The sequence below is a fragment of the Nocardia sp. NPDC050718 genome, from assembly GCF_040654235.1.
Taxonomy (GTDB): domain Bacteria; phylum Actinomycetota; class Actinomycetes; order Mycobacteriales; family Mycobacteriaceae; genus Nocardia.
Window position 1 is genome coordinate 59,510 of record NZ_JBFAHQ010000002.1, and the last position, 15,299, is coordinate 74,808.

Sequence of the window (15,299 nt, forward strand, 5' to 3'; positions counted from 1 at the left end):
AAAGGACCACGATGACCGCCCTCGCCCTGGAATCGGGTTATTGGAGCGCGCTCGGTGAAGGCGTCGGCGCCATCATCCTGTACTGCCTCATCGGTCTCGCGCTGATGCTGATCGGCTTCTTCGCCATCGACCTGACCACGCCCGGCAAGCTGCGCGACCTCGTCGTCGCGGGCAAGCCGAACGCGCTGATCGTGTCCGCGGCGGGGATGGTCAGCATGGCCTTCATCGTCGTGTTCGCGGTGCTGGCCACCGGCGGGGTCAACAAGCTGTCCGAAGGGCTGATCGCCGCGGTCGTGTACGGCCTGGTCGGCATCATCGCGCAGGTGGTCTCGGTGCGGGTGATCGAGAAGGTCACCGGCATCGACATCGGCCGCACGCTGCATTCCGACACCTACACCCCCGAGGTGCTGGTGGTCGCCGCCGCGCACTTCGCCCTGGGTCTGGTGGTGGCGTTCGCCATCCTGTGACCGGCGCCGCGGTTGACATCACACAGTGGAGGGTGGAGGCTGGAAACAGCTGTCCACTGTGGTTGGTGAACGAGAGGATGTCGGGATGGACATCACCCCAGGCACACGCGCGTCCGATGCCGAGCGCAATGCCATCGTCGCGCAGCTGAGCACCCATCTCGCCGACGGCAGGCTCGACCTCACCGAATACGACCAGCGCGTCGCCAAGGTCTACGCGACCGCCACCCGCGACGAGCTCGCCGTCGTACTGTCGGACCTGCCGCAGCTGACCACGCAGCAGCAGGCGAGCGCGCCCGCCGAGAAGAAGGGCGCGCGGATCCCGGTCTGGCAGCGCATCGAGGCGGGCAGCTGGCTCGGCGTCAGCCTGATCGTGGTGGTCATCTGGGGTCTGATCTCGTTGAGCGCGGGCGAGCTCACGTATTTCTGGCCGATGTGGGTCATCGGCCCGTGGGGCGCTGTCCTGGTCTTCCGCGTCCTCACCGGCTGGGAGGCCACGCCGGGCACCCAGACCCACCTGCGCCAGCTCGAGAAGCACATGAAGCACGTCCAGCACATGGACCCGCACAACCCGGATCGGCAGCACCGGGGCTGAACGCTCGGCGGCCCGGTGGCCGCCCCACGGCCCGGATCGCCCGCACTGCCGCAGAGCACCCGGTAGCGACGGGTATGCTCACGCGAGCACATGGGTATCTCGTCGGGAACGGGCTACCGCAACCCGATACCGACCGCCAGCCGCATGCGCCGCTTTCCTCGCGCTCGAGTCTGGCCTGATCGCGGAGAGGCGGGCCGGCCTTGCATCTCAAGAGCTTGACCCTCAAAGGGTTCAAGTCCTTCGCTTCCGCGACCACGCTGCGCTTCGAACCGGGGATCACCTGTGTCGTCGGGCCGAACGGGTCCGGGAAATCCAATGTCGTGGACGCCCTCACCTGGGTGATGGGTGAGCAGGGTGCCAAGGCGTTGCGGGGCGGCAAGATGCAGGACGTCATCTTCGCGGGCACCACCGGTCGCGCCCCGCTCGGCCGCGCCGAGGTGACGCTGACGATCGACAATTCCGACGGCGCGCTGCCGATCGACTACGCCGAGGTGTCGATCACCCGGCGGATGTTCCGTGACGGCGCGGGCGAGTACGAGATCAACGGCAGCAGCTGCCGGCTGATGGACGTGCAGGAACTGCTGTCGGACTCCGGTATCGGCCGCGAGATGCACGTCATCGTGGGGCAGGGCCAGCTCTCGGCGATCCTGGAGTCGCGCCCGGAGGACCGGCGCGCGTTCGTCGAGGAGGCCGCGGGTGTGCTCAAGCACCGGCGGCGCAAGGAGAAGGCCGTCCGCAAGCTCGACGCGATGCAGGCCAATCTCGCCCGGCTCACCGACCTCACCACCGAACTGCGCCGCCAGCTCAAGCCGCTCGGCAGGCAGGCCGAGGTGGCGCGGCGGGCGCAGACCGTGCAGGCCGACCTGCGCGATGCCCGGCTGCGGCTGGCCGCCGACGATCTGGTGACCCGGCGCGGCGAGCTGCAATCCCAGCTCAGCAAGGAGGCCTACGCCCGCGAGCAGCAGATCACCGTGCAGACCGAGCTCGACGCCGCCAATGCCGCGCTCGCGCAGCAGGAGTTCCAGCTCTCCCGGCTGAGCCCCAGCGCCGAGGCCGCCGCGCAGACCTGGTTCCAGCTGTCCGCGCTGGCCGAGCGGGTCAACGCCACCATCCGTATCGCCGGTGACCGGGCGCGGCACCTGCACACCGAGACGCCCGTCGGTACCGGCCGCGACCCCGAGCAGCTCGAGGCCGAAGCCGACCGGATCGAGGCCGAGGAAGCCGAGCTGCGCTACGCGGTGGAGATGGCCGCCGAGACGCTCGAAGCCGCCAGGGAGGCGCTCGCCGACCGCGAGCACGCCGCCAAGGCCGCCGAGCAGGCGCATCTGGCCGCCGTGCGCGCGATCGCCGATCGGCGCGAGGGGCTGGCCCGGCTCGCCGGCCAGGTCGAGAACCTGCGCACGAAGTCGCAATCGGTGGACGCCGAAATCGCCCGGCTGTCGGTCGCCATCGCCGACGCCCGCCATCGCGGCGAGGCCGCCCAGGTCGAATACGACGCGGTGCAGGACGAACTCGGCGAACTGGACGCGGGGGAGAAGGGCCTCGACGCCCAGCACGAGCATGCCGTCGCCGCCCTGGCACTGGCCGACGAACGCGTGCGGGAACTGCGTGAGCACGACCGCGAGGCGAGCAAGCTGGTGGCCCGGCTCGGCGCCCGCATCGAGGCGCTCGGGATGAACCTGGCCCGCAAGGACGGCGCGGCCTGGCTACTCGAACACGGGGTCAGCGGCCTGGGTGACCGGCTCTCGGCGCAGCTGCGGGTCGACGGCGGTTTCGAGGCCGCGGTCGCCGCCCTGCTCGGTCCGCTGGCCGACGCGATCACCGCCGAGACCCCGACCGCCGCCGACGCCGCCGTGCGCGAGCTGCGCTCCGGCGACGGTGGCCGGGTCGCCTTCGTCTTCGCCACCGCCGGGCTGGTTCCGGCCGAGCGCGGCAGCCTGCCGTCGGGGGCGCGCTGGCTGGCCGAGGTCGTCGACGGCGCCGAGGCGGTGCGCCCCGCGCTGGCCGCGCTCACCGCGGGGGTGGTGGTCGTCGACGATCTGGCGACCGCCACCGAACTCGTCGCGCTGCGTCCCGAACTGCGCGTGGTCACCCGCGACGGCGACCTGGCCGGGTCGGGCTGGATCGTCGGCGGCTCGGAGCGGATGCCGAGCCAGCTCGAGGTGCAGGCCGAGATCGATACCGCCACCGCCGAATTGGCGGCCGCGCAGCGCCGGGCCGAGGAACTGGAAGCGGCGCTGGCCGGCGCGCTGGCCGAGCAGACCGACCGCAAGGACGCCGCCGACCACGCGCTGATGGCGCTGCACGAATCCGACCAGGCCCTGCTGGCGATCTACGACCGGCTGGCCCGGGTCGGCCAGACCGCGCGGTCGGCGCAGACCGAGGGCGAGCGCCTGGCGACCCAGCGCGCCGACGCCGAGGCCGCCAGGGAGAAGTCGCTGGCGTCCCTCGCCGAGCTCGAGGACCGGCTGCGCCACGCCGAGATGGAACACGACGGCGGCGACGACAGCTACGGCGCCGCGGGCACCGAGACCGCGGGCCGCGAACGCGAGGAGGCCGCGGCCGCCCTCGCCGAGGCCCGCACCATGGAGGTCGAGGCCAGGTTGGCCGTGCGCACCGCCGAGGAACGCGCGGAATCGGTCCGCGGCAAGGCGGATTCGCTGCGCCGGGCCGCCCGCGCGGAGCGCGAGGCCAGGGCCAGGGCCGAACGGGCACAGGCCGCGCGCCGCCAGGCCGCCGCGGTGGCCGCCGCGGTCGCGGAGTCGGGCGCGAAGATCGCGCACGAGCTCGAGCGGGTGGTGGCCGCCGCCGCGGCCCGGCGCGACGAGCTGGTCCGGCGCCGGGGTGAATGCGCCGCCGCGCTCGAGCAGGTGAAGGAGCGGGCGCGGGCGCTGACCACCCAGCTGGCCCAGCTCACCGACGCTGTGCACCGCGACGAAGTCGCCAAAGCCCAAGCGGCGCTGCGCATCGAACAGCTGGAGACGACCATCGCCGAGCAGTTCGGCATCGCGCTGGCCGATCTCGTCGCCGAATACGGACCCGATGTCCCGCTGCCGCCCTCCGCGCTGGAGATGCACGAGTACGAGGCCGCCAAGGAACGCGGCGAGCAGGTCAGCGCGCCGCAGCCGATGCCCTACGACCGGGCCTCCCAGGAGCGCCGCGCCAAACGTGCCGAGAAGGACCTCACCACCCTCGGCAAGGTGAATCCGCTCGCGCTGGAGGAGTTCGCGGCGCTGGAGGAGCGCTACAACTTCCTCGCCACCCAGCTCGAGGACGTCAAGAACGCGCGCAAGGACCTGCTCGACGTGGTCGCCGAGGTCGACGCCCGCATCCTGCAGGTGTTCACCGAGGCCTACGCCGACGTGGAGCGGGAATTCGTCGGCGTCTTCGCCAAGCTGTTCCCCGGTGGCGAGGGCAGGCTCGTGCTCACCGACCCCTCCGACATGCTCACCACCGGCATCGAGGTGGAGGCCAGGCCGCCGGGCAAGAAGGTCAAGCGGCTGTCGCTGCTCTCCGGTGGCGAGAAGTCGCTGACCGCGGTCGCGCTGCTGGTCAGCATCTTCCGGGCGCGGCCGTCTCCGTTCTATGTGATGGACGAGGTCGAGGCCGCCCTGGACGACACCAACCTGCGCAGGCTCATCGGCCTGTTCGAGCAGCTGCGGGAGAAGAGCCAGCTGATCGTCATCACCCACCAGAAGCCGACCATGGAGATCGCCGACGCGCTCTACGGCGTGAGCATGCGCGGTGACGGCATTACCCAGGTGATCTCGCAGCGGTTGAACCGGGCCGAGGTGACCGATACCGATCCGGTGGGCGCGCCGGCGTAGCAGTCCCACTGTCCGGGATTGTGAAATGCCATCACATTTCATCGGTCGGGGCCGCTGTTAGCGTGCGACGGATGAAACGTGTTACAGCATCGCTGGTCGCCGGTATCGCGGCCGCGCTCCTCGCCCCGCTCCCCGTGGCGGGCGCCGACACCGGATCGTCGTCGCTGTCCGGTGGTGGTTCCTCCGGCTCGTCCTCGTTGTCGGGCAACAAGTCCGAGCTGCCGCCGTACGCACAGTGGATCGGTGAGATCACGCCCGTCGTGGCCGAGGCCAAGACCTACCTCGCCGGCCGGCTGCCCGGCGCGACCAAGCCCGCGATCGTCTTCGACATCGACAACACGACGCTCGAGACGTCCTACAACGCGGGGCTGATCATCCCGGCGATCCAGTCCGTGCTCGACCTGGCCACCTGGGCGAAGCAGAACGGCGCGGCGATCATCTTCGTCACCGGCAGGCCCGCGCTGATCGGCGCCTACTCGCAGGCGAACCTGACCTCGGTGGGCTACCCGGTGGACGGGCTGTACGGCAGCGCGCCGACCACGCTGTCGGCGGGCAATGCCGGACTGGCCGAGTACAAGACGGCGAGCCGGGTCGATATCGAGAGCAAGGGCTACACGATCGTCGCGAACATCGGCAACAGCGCATCGGACCTGTCCGGCGGGCATGCCGAGCGCACCTTCAAGTTCCCGGATTACAACGGCGCGCTGAACTGATCAGCGCGGCGCCGGTGGTCACCGCGCCGACGGCGAGCTGCCGAGCGCGACGGCGGTCGCCGCGGCCACGATCGCGAGTGCCGCGATCGTGGCCGTCGCGGTCCAGCCGAACCACTCGACCGCGGCCGCGCCGAAGGCGGTGCCGAGGCTGCCGCCCACGAAGTACACGATCATGTACGCGCTGTTGAAGCGGGCGGGCGAGGCCGGGTCGATGGCGAGCACGGTGCTCTGATTCGCGACCTGGGCGGCGAAGAGCCCGGCGTCGAACAGCGCGAGGCAGACGAGCGTGACCATGGTGCTGCTCAGCGTGCCGCCCAGGACCAGCGCGGCGAATCCGGCCAGCGCGAGGCCGATCAGCAGGACCCGCCGCGGACCGACCCGATCGGTCCACGCGCCCGCGACCCGCGTCGCCGCGATGCCCGACAGCCCGGCCAGGGCATACAGGCCGATCCGTTCCGCCGAATACGCGAACGGCGGCTCGGCCAGCGCGACCGCGAGTCCGCTCCACACCGCGCAGAACGCGAAGAACCACAGCGCGCCCCGGACCGACGCGGAGCGCAGCGTGTCGTCGCGGGCCAGCAGGCGGGGCAGCGAACGCAGCGTCTCGAGGTAGCCGCGGTCGGTCGCGCCCCGCTCGCCCGGCAGCACCACCAGGCAACCGAGGGCGACGGACCCGCAGGCGGCGGCGAAGGTCAGCTGCATTCCGCGCCAGCCGATCTCGTCGGCGAGCCACCCGCCGACGATTCGCCCGGCGAGGATCCCGGCGGAGATCCCCGCGGTCACGATGCCGAGGATCGTCGCGCGCCGGTGCGGTGGCGCGAGTCGCCCCGCCACCGAGCTGAGCCCGGCGCCCACCGCCGAACACGCGCCGACGACACCGATCACCAGCCCCAGCTGCCACGCGCGCTCGACCACCGCGCACACCGCCGACGCCGCGGCCAGCACCCCGAACTGCACCGCGAGCAGCCGCGCGGGCGAGAACCGGTCGACCAGCGGAACGAGCAACCCGAGCCCGACCAGGTATCCGACCGGCCCGCACGCCAGCGCGACACCCACCACCGCGATCCGCGCGTCGACCGAGTCCGCCACCTCGGCGATCGCGGGTTGCAGCGGATAGAGCGCCGAGGTCCCCAGCGCCGCGGCCAGCGACATGAACAACACGACGGAGCCACGCAGCGGAGTTCTGGGCAGCGTGGCGACAGCTTCAGCATTCACATCGATCGACGGTAGGAATCGGCCGTACCGGTGGCTGGCGGGATCCCGCCGTCACCGTCACGGCCTGCCGATTCCGTCTCGTGGCGCGGGGAGCCGGTGGGCGTCAAGCGACCGGCGCCGACTCCTCGATCGTGGTCAGAATCCGCGCCGCACCGCCGGTGGCCAGCCATTCCCGCAGTGTCGTGAGGCCCGGGTGCAGCAGGCGCAGGGCGGGCAGGTCGGCGTGCCAGCCGCCGGTTTCGCGGATCAGGCGCCAGGTATTGCCCAGCTGGGGGCCGATCGCCTCGGCCTCGGACTCCGCGATCTCGCGGTAGTGGACCGGCCTGCCGATCGCCTCGGCGATGGCCGCGGCGGCCGCGACCGGGGAGACCGCCTCGCCCGCCAGTTCCAGGGTCCGGCCGTGCCAGCCTGCCGGATCGGCGAAGGCCAGCGCGGCGAACTCGGCGATGTCGGCCAGGGCGATCATCTGCAGCGGCCGGTCGGCCGGGAACAGGTGCCGATGTTCCCCGCCCGCCCTGATGCCGTCGACCGGCAGGCCCTGGATGAGGTAGTTCTCCATGAAGCGCACCGGGCGCAGCACGGTGTAGCGCAGCCCGGACGCGGCGACCGCGTCCTCGATCCGGCGTTTACCCTCCTGGCCCCACGACTCGGCCGAGCCGAGGGTGGCCACGCCGGTGAAGACGATCTGGTCGGCGCCCGCCGCGCGGGCCGCGTCGACCATGGCGGCGCCACGGCGGCCCTCGTCGCCCGCGTCCCAGCCGTCGGGGCCGTAATCGGCTGGGGGAACCAGGAATACGGAGCGCACGCCGGTGGCCGCCGCCCGCAGCGTCGGCGGGTCGTCGAAGTCGCCGACCGCGAGTTCGGCACCCGCGGCGGCCAGGGCGCGGGCCGCGGGGGCGGCGGGATCACGGACGAGGGCGCGGACCGGGTGACCGTCGGCGAGCAGCTTGCGGGCGGTGGCGCCGCCCTGCTTGCCGGTCGCGCCGGTGATCAGGACGGGCAGTGCTGATGACATGTGGATGAGCTCCGTTTCGTTCCCTACAATCGGGTCGGTCGACCCGTATGCCGGACGGTACGGGCGGGACGATCCGGTCGACCAGGCGTGGTGTGGGGAAGGCGTAACGAAATGACCGTCGACAACGGCGTGGAACCGGCGATCCGAGCCGATGCCCGGCGCAACCGCGCGCTGATCCTGGTCGCCGCGCAGCGATTGCTCGCCGAACGCGGCACCACCGTCTCACTCGCCGAGGTGGCCCGCCGGGCCGGAGTCGGCGCGGGCACCGTCCACCGGCATTTCCCCACCAAGACCGACCTGCTGGAAGCGGTGATGCAGCAGCGGGTCGACCGGCTCGCCGCGCTGGCCGCCGACCACCTGGCCGATCCCGACCCCGGCGCGGCCTTCTTCGCGCTGTGCACCCATGTCATCGTGACGACGCCGGGCAACAAGGACCTGTGCGACCTGGTGCAATCCGACGACGGCTGGCCGCGCGCCCTGCTGCGCGGCGCGGGCAACCGCTTCCATCGCGCGCTCGGCGCCCTGCTCACCGCCGCCCAGCGCCAGGGCACGGTCCGGCCCGATGTCGGCGTCGCCGACGTGCTCGACATCTTCACCGGCTGCGTTGCGATCCAACGGCATCGGCGCGCGGGCGACCCGCTCGCGCCCGCCGTCGTGCTCGTCCTCGACGCGCTGCGTGGCCGCCCGTCGGGCGTCACGGAACCGACGACCTCAGACCGTGACGAAACCCTCCAGAGTGACGAAACTCCGCGGTGTCCCGTGTGCGCCGAGCCGGTGCGCCGGTCGGGCACCGGCAGGCCCGCCCGCTACTGCTCGGCAGCCTGCAGGCAGAAGGCGCACCGCAGGCGTCACCTGGTGCCTACAGCAGATCGCTGACGTCGTCCGGGACGTCTACCGCGTATTTGCGGAGGATGTCCATGGAGATGACCTCCAGGGCGTTCTCGTGTGTCGCGGCCAGCACCACCGGCGCGGCGACACCGTCCTCGTGGGCGTGCAGCCAGCGCACCGCCACCACGCACCAGCGGTCGCCCGGCTGCAGGCCGGGGAAATTGTTCTCCGGACGCGGAGTACTGAGGTCGTTGCCGATGGATGCCTGATGCTCCAGGAATTCCGCCGTCACGACCGTGCACACGGTGTGGCTGCCGAGATCCTCCGGACCGGTGCTGCAGCAGCCGTCCCGGTAGAAGCCCGTGAGAGGATCGGTGCCGCACTCTTCCAGCGGCCCCCCAAGCACGTTTCGATCGGTCACGTCGCCGATCCTATGGGGCGAGCGCCAGAAGTTCCGCAGGACAACGAATCTGTAGTGTTTCCCCGGCGTGCCGATGCGCCCCGGCGCCCGTCACCGACCCGCCGCGCCGACGCCGCCGACGTGCCGCGACCCGCCCCCCGAATAGACTCGGCCGGGTGAGTTCGCAAGCGTGGATCCTGATCGCCGCGATCGCCGCCGTGCTGTTGGTGGCGCTCGTCGCGGGTTTCGTCCTGTACAAGCGGCGCCAGATCTCCCTGGCACCGCCCGAGCCGGACAAGGAGTTGACGGACCGGTCCGGTGGGTACACCGCGTCCGGCGGATTCAGTTTCAGTCAGGGCGGGTCGGCGGCCACGCTGCCGAAGCCCGAACCGGTGGGGGAGCGCACCGACGACGAGGGCCAGCCGCACGTCGGTGACGACGCGGCCGTCCCGCGCGATGCCCCCCGCCGCGGGATCACCGACGTCCCGCTGCCCGAGGCCGATGTGCAGGTCGACGAGACCATCGTGGTCCCGGACGACCTGAGCTCCCTCGACACCACCGCGACCGACACCGCGCCGACCGCGCCCGCCGAGCCCGCGCCGGTCGAGACCGAACCCACCGAGACCGAACCCACCCCGGCCGAGGCCGCCCCCGCCGAACCCGCCGTCGCCGAGGAGCCCGCTCCCGCCGAGGTCGACGCCGTCGCCGCCGCGATCGAGGAGATCGACCCCACCGCGGGCCGCCTCGAGCGCCTGCGCGGCCGCCTGTCCCGCTCGCAGAACGCCGTCGGCAAGAGCCTGCTCGGCCTGCTCGGCGGCGGTGACCTCGACGAGGAGTCGTGGGAGGAGATCGAGGACACCCTGGTGCTGGCCGATATCGGCACCGCGAGCACCGCGAAGATCGTCGAACGCCTGCGCGAGGAGATGGCCGCGCGCAGCGTGCGCACCCCGGAGCAGGCCCGCGCCGCGCTGCGTGACGTGCTGATCGAGGCGCTGCGCCCCGAGCTGGACCGGTCCATCCACGCGCTGCCGCACGCCGATCATCCGGCGATCCTGCTGGTCGTCGGCGTCAACGGCACCGGCAAGACCACCACCACCGGCAAGCTGGCCCGCGTGCTCGTCGCCGACGGCCGCCGGGTGCTGCTGGGTGCCGCCGACACCTTCCGCGCCGCCGCCGCCGACCAGCTGCAGACCTGGGGCGAGCGGGTCGGCGCGGAGACCGTGCGCGGCAAGGAGGCCGCCGATCCGGCCGCCGTCGCCTTCGACGCGGTCACCGCCGGCATCGATCGCGGGGTCGACGCGGTCCTGGTCGACACCGCGGGCCGCCTGCACACCAAGACCGGCCTGATGGACGAGCTCGGCAAGGTCAAGCGGGTCGTGGAGAAGAAGGCCGAGGTCGACGAGGTACTGCTGGTCCTCGACTCGACCGTCGGCCAGAACGGCCTGATGCAGGCCCGGGTGTTCGCCGACGTCGTCGACATCACCGGTGTCGTGCTCACCAAACTGGACGGCACCGCCAAGGGCGGCATCGTGTTCCAGGTGCAGCACGAGCTCGGGGTGCCGGTGAAGCTCGTCGGTCTCGGTGAGGGCGCCGACGATCTGGCGCCGTTCGAGCCCGGTGCCTTCGTCGACGCGCTGCTCGGCGGCGCCGCGTAACCATCCCTACGGTGCCCGCCCGATCCAGCGATCGGGCGGGCATCGTCGTTTTCCTGGGGAAACGCCGTGTCCACCTCCCTGCGCGAACCGCGGGCGAACCGCACACTCGTACCGGCCTCACCGTGAGGCGCTCCGCGACGGCCAACCGCAGGAAACGTGGAAGCAACACAACCGCGCTATCCGTTCACTCAGGTGAAACACCACAGCTCAACGGATGAAACACCGAGTGGCGACCCTTCTGTACAGGTCCTTTTGCCGTCATCGGCAGGGCCCGAGATGAGGAGGAACACAAGGTGGCATTTCCCGTAATCGGCGCACCCGATGCCGGTGACACTGCATGGTTGCTGACCGCGTCAGCACTCGTGCTGCTGATGACGCCGGGCTTGGCGTTTTTCTACGGCGGTATGGTCCGTGGCAAGAACGTGCTGAACATGATCATGATGAGCATCTCGGCGATGGGTCTGGTGACCATCCTGTGGTGTCTCTACGGCTTCTCAGTGGCATTCGGCGAGGACAAGGGCAACTTCCTCGGTGATCCGCTCCAGTACTTCGGTCTGAAGGGCGTGTTCGGCGGTCAGTACCTGGCCACCACCGACCCGGAGGCGCCGGCGGGGATCCCGCTCGCGGGCACCATCCCGCTGTCGGTCTTCGTCGCCTTCCAGCTCATGTTCGCGATCATCACGGTCGCACTCATCTCGGGCGCGGTCGCCGACCGCCTCAAGTTCGGTTCGTGGCTCGTATTTGCCGGAATTTGGGCCACCATCGTCTACTTCCCCGTCGCTCACTGGGTCTTCGCCTTCGACGGCGTCACCGCTGAGAACGGTGGCTGGATCGCGACCAACCTCAAGGCGATCGACTTCGCCGGTGGTACCGCGGTGCACATCAACGCCGGTGCGGCCGGCCTGGTTCTCTGCCTGATCCTCGGCAAGCGCAAGGGCTGGCCGAAGACTCCGTTCCGTCCGCACAACCTGCCGTTCGTCATGCTCGGCGCCGGTCTGCTGTGGTTCGGCTGGTACGGCTTCAACGCGGGTTCCGCGGTCGGCTCCAACGGCATCGCCGGTGCCACCTTCCTCACCACCACCATCGCCACCGCGGCCGCGATGCTCGCCTGGCTGCTCGTGGAGAAGGTCCGTGACGGTCACCCGACCTCCCTCGGTGCCGCGTCGGGCATCGTCGCCGGTCTGGTCGCGATCACCCCGGCCTGTTCCTCGGTGAACGTGGTCGGCGCGCTGGCCATCGGTGTCGTCTCCGGCGCGCTGTGCGCCCTGGCCGTCGGCCTGAAGTTCCGCTTCGGCTTCGACGACTCGCTCGACGTCGTCGGCGTCCACCTCGTCGGTGGTCTGGTCGGCACCCTGATGGTCGGCCTGGTCGCCACGGCCGAAGCTCCCGCAGCTGTCGAGGGTCTGTTCTACGGTGGTGGAGTCGAGCAGTTGAAGCTGCAGGCTGTCGGTGCCTTCACCGTCCTGGCCTACTCGCTCGTCGTGACGGCCGTGATCGCGTACGCGATCAAGTTCACCATCGGCCTGCGCGCGAGCGAAGAGTCCGAGGCGGCGGGCCTGGACGAGTCCGAGCACGCGGAAACCGCTTACGATTTCGCTGCTGTGGGTGGCACGGCACGCTCGCTCGTCAAGGAGGCATGACGAACATGAAACTGGTTACGGCAATCGTCAAACCGTTCACGCTCGAAGACGTGAAGACCGGGCTGGAACAGGCAGGCGTGCTCGGCATGACCGTCAGTGAGGTCCAGGGGTATGGCCGGCAGAAGGGCCACACCGAGGTCTACCGCGGTGCCGAGTACTCGGTGGACTTCGTTCCGAAGGTTCGCGTCGAGGTCGTCGTCGACGACGCGTCGGTCGAGAAGGTCGTCGAGGTGATCGTCGAGGCCTCGCGCACCGGGAAGATCGGTGACGGCAAGGTGTGGGTGACCCCGGTGGACACCATCATCCGGGTCCGCACCGGCGAGCGCGGAAGCGACGCACTGTAATTCGGTAGCGACGCACGGTTGTAAACGATCGAGCGGCGGCCCCGCTCCCACCGGCAGGACCGGTCGGGGCGGGGCCGCCCGCATGAATGGCGGTGGGACTGTGGCACAACAGAACGGCGGTATTCAGAACAACGGGGCGGCCGACCTGGTGAAGGCCAGAGCGCAGCTGCTCGACGGGGCGGGGCCCCGCAATCCCCGGCTCGATCCGGAATCGCTGCGCGCGGCCCTGGTCGACCTGTTCGAATTGTGGCTGACCAGCAAGGGCAACGAGCTCGGCATCACCGCCGACAGCGGCCTGGCCGTCGTCGCGGTCGGTGGCCTCGGCCGCCGCGAGATGCTGCCGTTCTCCGACCTGGACCTGGTGCTGTTGCACGACGACGTCGACCCGGCCGTGGTGTCGGAGGTCGCCGATCAGCTCTGGTATCCGCTGTGGGACGCCCACATCAAGCTCGATCACAGCGTCCGCACCGTGCCGCAGGCGCTGCGGGTGGCCGCCGACGACATGGTCGCCGCGCTGGGTCTGCTCGAAGCCCGCCACATCGTCGGCGACGAGGACCTGTCCAACCTGCTCATCGGCGGCGTGCGCCGGGAATGGCGGACCGGCATCAGGTCCCGCTTCGACGAGCTGATCGCCCAGACCACCGCGCGCTGGCAGCGCAGCGGCGAGATCGCCCACCGCGCCGAACCCGACCTCAAGAACGGCCGGGGCGGCCTGCGCGACATCCAGCTGCTCGACGCGCTCGCCATCGCCCAGCTGACCGACGCCATGCCCGGCCTCGGCCCCGAGGTTCCCGGCGGCGGGCTGAAGCAGGCCCACCGCAGGCTGCTGGACGTGCGCACCGAACTGCACCGGGTCGCCGGTCGCGCCCGCGACCAGCTGCGCGCCCAGGACGCCGACGAGATCGGCGCCGCGCTGCGCATCGGCGACCGGTTCGATCTGGCCCGCACGCTGAGCGATTCGGCGCGCACGGTGAGCTATTCGACCGATGTCGGCCTGCGCACCGCGGCCAACGCGCTGCCGCGGCGCGGCCTGGCCAGGCTGCGGCGGATGCCGGTGCGCCGACCACTCGATGAGGGGGTGGTCGAGCACTCCGGCGAGGTGGTACTGGCCAGGGACGCGCGGCCACAGCGCGATCCCGGCCTGATCCTGCGGGTCGCCGCCGCCTCGGCGCAGACCGGGCTGCCGATGTCGGCGACCACGCTCAACCGGCTCTCCGAGGATGCCCCCGAGCTACGCGAGCCGTGGCCCAAGGACGCCCTCAACGACCTGCTGGTCCTCTTGGGCGCGGGCCGCGGCAGCATCGACGCGGTCGAGGCGCTCGATCGCACCGGCCTGTGGGGCAGGCTGTTTCCCGAGTGGGGCGCGGTCCGCGATCTGCCGCCCCGCGACGCTCTGCACACCTGGACCGTCGACCGGCACCTGATGGAAACCGTCGCCTACGCGGGCGCGCTCAGTACCCGGGTCGCCCGGCCGGACCTGCTCGCGCTCGGCGCGCTGCTGCACGACATCGGCAAGGGCAGGGCGGGCGACCACAGTGTCGTCGGCGCCGAACTGGCCACCCATATCGGCCGCAGGCTCGGCCTGTGGCCCTCGGACGTGCGCACGCTCAGCGCGATCGTGCGCCACCATCTGCTGCTCCCCGACACCGCGACCCGGCGTGACCTGGCCGATCCGGAGACCGTGCGATTCGTCGCCGACGCGCTCGGTGGTGACGTCGGTCTGCTCGAACTGCTGCACGCCCTGGCCGAGGCCGACTCGATGGCCACCGGCCCCGGCGTCTGGGGCGATTGGAAGGCCTCGCTCATCGGCGATCTGGTGCGGCGCTGCAAGCTGGTGATGGCGGGGGAGCCGCTGCCGCAGCCGGAACCGATCGACCCCGACCTGCTGGAGAAGGCGCGGGCGGGCGGCGTCCACGTCACGCTCACCCCGGGCGAGGGCAAGCACACCTACCTGGTGACCGTCATCGCGCCCGACGAGCCCGGCCTGCTCTCCGACGCCGCCGGCGTGCTGGCCCTGCATTCGCTGCGGGTGCTGTCGGCCTCGCTCGGCAGTGCGGGGGAGTCGGCGATCAACACCTTCGCGGTGACCCCGAAGTTCGGCGACCCGCCGGACGCGGGTCTGCTCCGTCAGGAGCTGATCCGGGCCACCACCGGCGCGCTGAACCTGCCCGAGGTGCTCGCCAAGCGCGAGGCCGAGGCGATCGGCGCCGGACCGGGCCGGTACGCGCGGGCCCAGCCGCGGATGATCTGGTCGTCGACCAGTACGCCGGGTCAGGTGATTCTCGAACTGCGCGCCGAGGACCGGGTCGGCCTGCTCAGCAGGCTGGCGGGCAGCTTTGCGACGGCCGGGGTGAACGTGCGCTGGGCCAAGGTGGTCACGATGGGTTCGGCCGTGGTCGACGCGTTCTGTCTCGATCTGGGTGACGCCGACACCCCGCAGTTGCGCGACCGCATCGAGAAGGCGGTCCTGGACGTGGTCCCACTCCCGGCACCGCCGCCGCCCCCCGAACCGAGCGCCGACTGAGACAGTCAGGACACAGTTTCACCACCGATTGCTATCAGGTTGCCCGTCAACGGTCTCCGGTGCCCGATCAGTCGAGATG

At 71.1% G+C, this 15,299-nt stretch carries 12 protein-coding genes; 9 read left to right on the top strand and 3 right to left on the bottom strand.

From position 1 onward, the window contains the following. Positions 1–11 precede the first annotated feature (11 nt). The 4 genes from AB0H54_RS09775 (at position 12) to AB0H54_RS09790 (ending at position 5,599) form a co-directional block, all read left to right on the top strand. A complete protein-coding gene (locus AB0H54_RS09775) occupies positions 12–467 on the top strand; it encodes a DUF350 domain-containing protein (RefSeq protein WP_357344358.1) in 456 nt (151 codons plus the stop codon). An 85-nt stretch (positions 468–552) separates the two neighbouring features. Beyond that, positions 553–1,059, top strand: coding sequence for a DUF1707 domain-containing protein (locus AB0H54_RS09780; RefSeq protein WP_357344360.1), 507 nt, complete (start codon positions 553–555; stop codon positions 1,057–1,059). Between the two features lie 200 nt (positions 1,060–1,259). Next, a complete protein-coding gene (gene smc, locus AB0H54_RS09785; RefSeq protein ID WP_357344362.1) occupies positions 1,260–4,886 on the top strand; it encodes a chromosome segregation protein SMC in 3,627 nt (1,208 codons plus the stop codon). Between the two features lie 71 nt (positions 4,887–4,957). Next, on the top strand, positions 4,958–5,599 hold the full coding sequence (locus AB0H54_RS09790) for an HAD family acid phosphatase (protein ID WP_357344364.1): 642 nt from the start codon (positions 4,958–4,960) through the stop codon (positions 5,597–5,599). A gap of 18 nt (positions 5,600–5,617) precedes the next feature. Here AB0H54_RS09790 and AB0H54_RS09795 read toward each other — a convergent pair whose 3' ends face one another. Both AB0H54_RS09795 and AB0H54_RS09800 read right to left on the bottom strand, forming a co-directional pair. After that, positions 5,618–6,814, bottom strand: a complete 1,197-nt coding sequence (locus tag AB0H54_RS09795) for an MFS transporter (RefSeq protein WP_357344366.1) — start codon at positions 6,812–6,814, stop codon at positions 5,618–5,620. Between the two features lie 103 nt (positions 6,815–6,917). After that, positions 6,918–7,829 (bottom strand): NmrA family NAD(P)-binding protein, encoded by a 912-nt coding sequence (locus tag AB0H54_RS09800; protein ID WP_357344368.1) that lies wholly within the window; start codon positions 7,827–7,829, stop codon positions 6,918–6,920. A gap of 111 nt (positions 7,830–7,940) precedes the next feature. On the opposite strand from AB0H54_RS09800, the gene AB0H54_RS09805 reads away from it, so the two are divergent. Beyond that, complete coding sequence (locus AB0H54_RS09805; protein WP_357344370.1) at positions 7,941–8,705, top strand: helix-turn-helix domain-containing protein; 765 nt, start codon at positions 7,941–7,943, stop codon at positions 8,703–8,705. Here the strand turns inward: AB0H54_RS09805 and AB0H54_RS09810 are convergent. Further along, positions 8,689–9,078, bottom strand: coding sequence for a DUF2237 domain-containing protein (locus AB0H54_RS09810; RefSeq protein ID WP_019048221.1), 390 nt, complete (start codon positions 9,076–9,078; stop codon positions 8,689–8,691). The genes AB0H54_RS09805 and AB0H54_RS09810 overlap by 17 nt on opposite strands. Before the next feature lie 155 nt (positions 9,079–9,233). Between AB0H54_RS09810 and ftsY the strand changes: the two genes are divergently transcribed. From ftsY to AB0H54_RS09830, 4 genes are all read left to right on the top strand, one after another. Continuing rightward, positions 9,234–10,712: a signal recognition particle-docking protein FtsY gene (ftsY, locus tag AB0H54_RS09815; RefSeq protein ID WP_357344372.1), complete on the top strand. Its 1,479-nt coding sequence runs from the start codon at positions 9,234–9,236 to the stop codon at positions 10,710–10,712. A gap of 293 nt (positions 10,713–11,005) precedes the next feature. Further along, the gene (locus tag AB0H54_RS09820) at positions 11,006–12,352 is read left to right on the top strand and encodes an ammonium transporter (RefSeq protein ID WP_357344374.1); all 1,347 of its coding nucleotides are present in this window, start codon (positions 11,006–11,008) and stop codon (positions 12,350–12,352) included. A gap of 5 nt (positions 12,353–12,357) precedes the next feature. Then, on the top strand, positions 12,358–12,696 hold the full coding sequence (locus tag AB0H54_RS09825) for a P-II family nitrogen regulator (RefSeq protein ID WP_110036141.1): 339 nt from the start codon (positions 12,358–12,360) through the stop codon (positions 12,694–12,696). An 82-nt stretch (positions 12,697–12,778) separates the two neighbouring features. After that, positions 12,779–15,220 carry a [protein-PII] uridylyltransferase gene (locus tag AB0H54_RS09830; RefSeq protein WP_357344376.1) on the top strand — a complete coding sequence of 814 codons (2,442 nt, stop codon included), beginning with the start codon at positions 12,779–12,781 and terminating at the stop codon, positions 15,218–15,220. The last annotated feature ends 79 nt before the right edge of the window (positions 15,221–15,299 follow it).

Excerpts from the sequence above, each read along its gene's own strand:
- AB0H54_RS09800 (WP_357344368.1), bottom strand. The coding sequence starts at position 7,829 with ATGTCATCAGCACTGCCCGTCCTGATCACCGGCGCGACCGGCAAGCAG.
- AB0H54_RS09790 (WP_357344364.1), top strand. The coding sequence starts at position 4,958 with ATGAAACGTGTTACAGCATCGCTGGTCGCCGGTATCGCGGCCGCGCTC.
- AB0H54_RS09805 (WP_357344370.1), top strand. The coding sequence starts at position 7,941 with ATGACCGTCGACAACGGCGTGGAACCGGCGATCCGAGCCGATGCCCGG.
- AB0H54_RS09830 (WP_357344376.1), top strand. The coding sequence starts at position 12,779 with ATGAATGGCGGTGGGACTGTGGCACAACAGAACGGCGGTATTCAGAAC.
- AB0H54_RS09825 (WP_110036141.1), top strand. The coding sequence starts at position 12,358 with ATGAAACTGGTTACGGCAATCGTCAAACCGTTCACGCTCGAAGACGTG.
- AB0H54_RS09780 (WP_357344360.1), top strand. The coding sequence starts at position 553 with ATGGACATCACCCCAGGCACACGCGCGTCCGATGCCGAGCGCAATGCC.
- AB0H54_RS09775 (WP_357344358.1), top strand. The coding sequence starts at position 12 with ATGACCGCCCTCGCCCTGGAATCGGGTTATTGGAGCGCGCTCGGTGAA.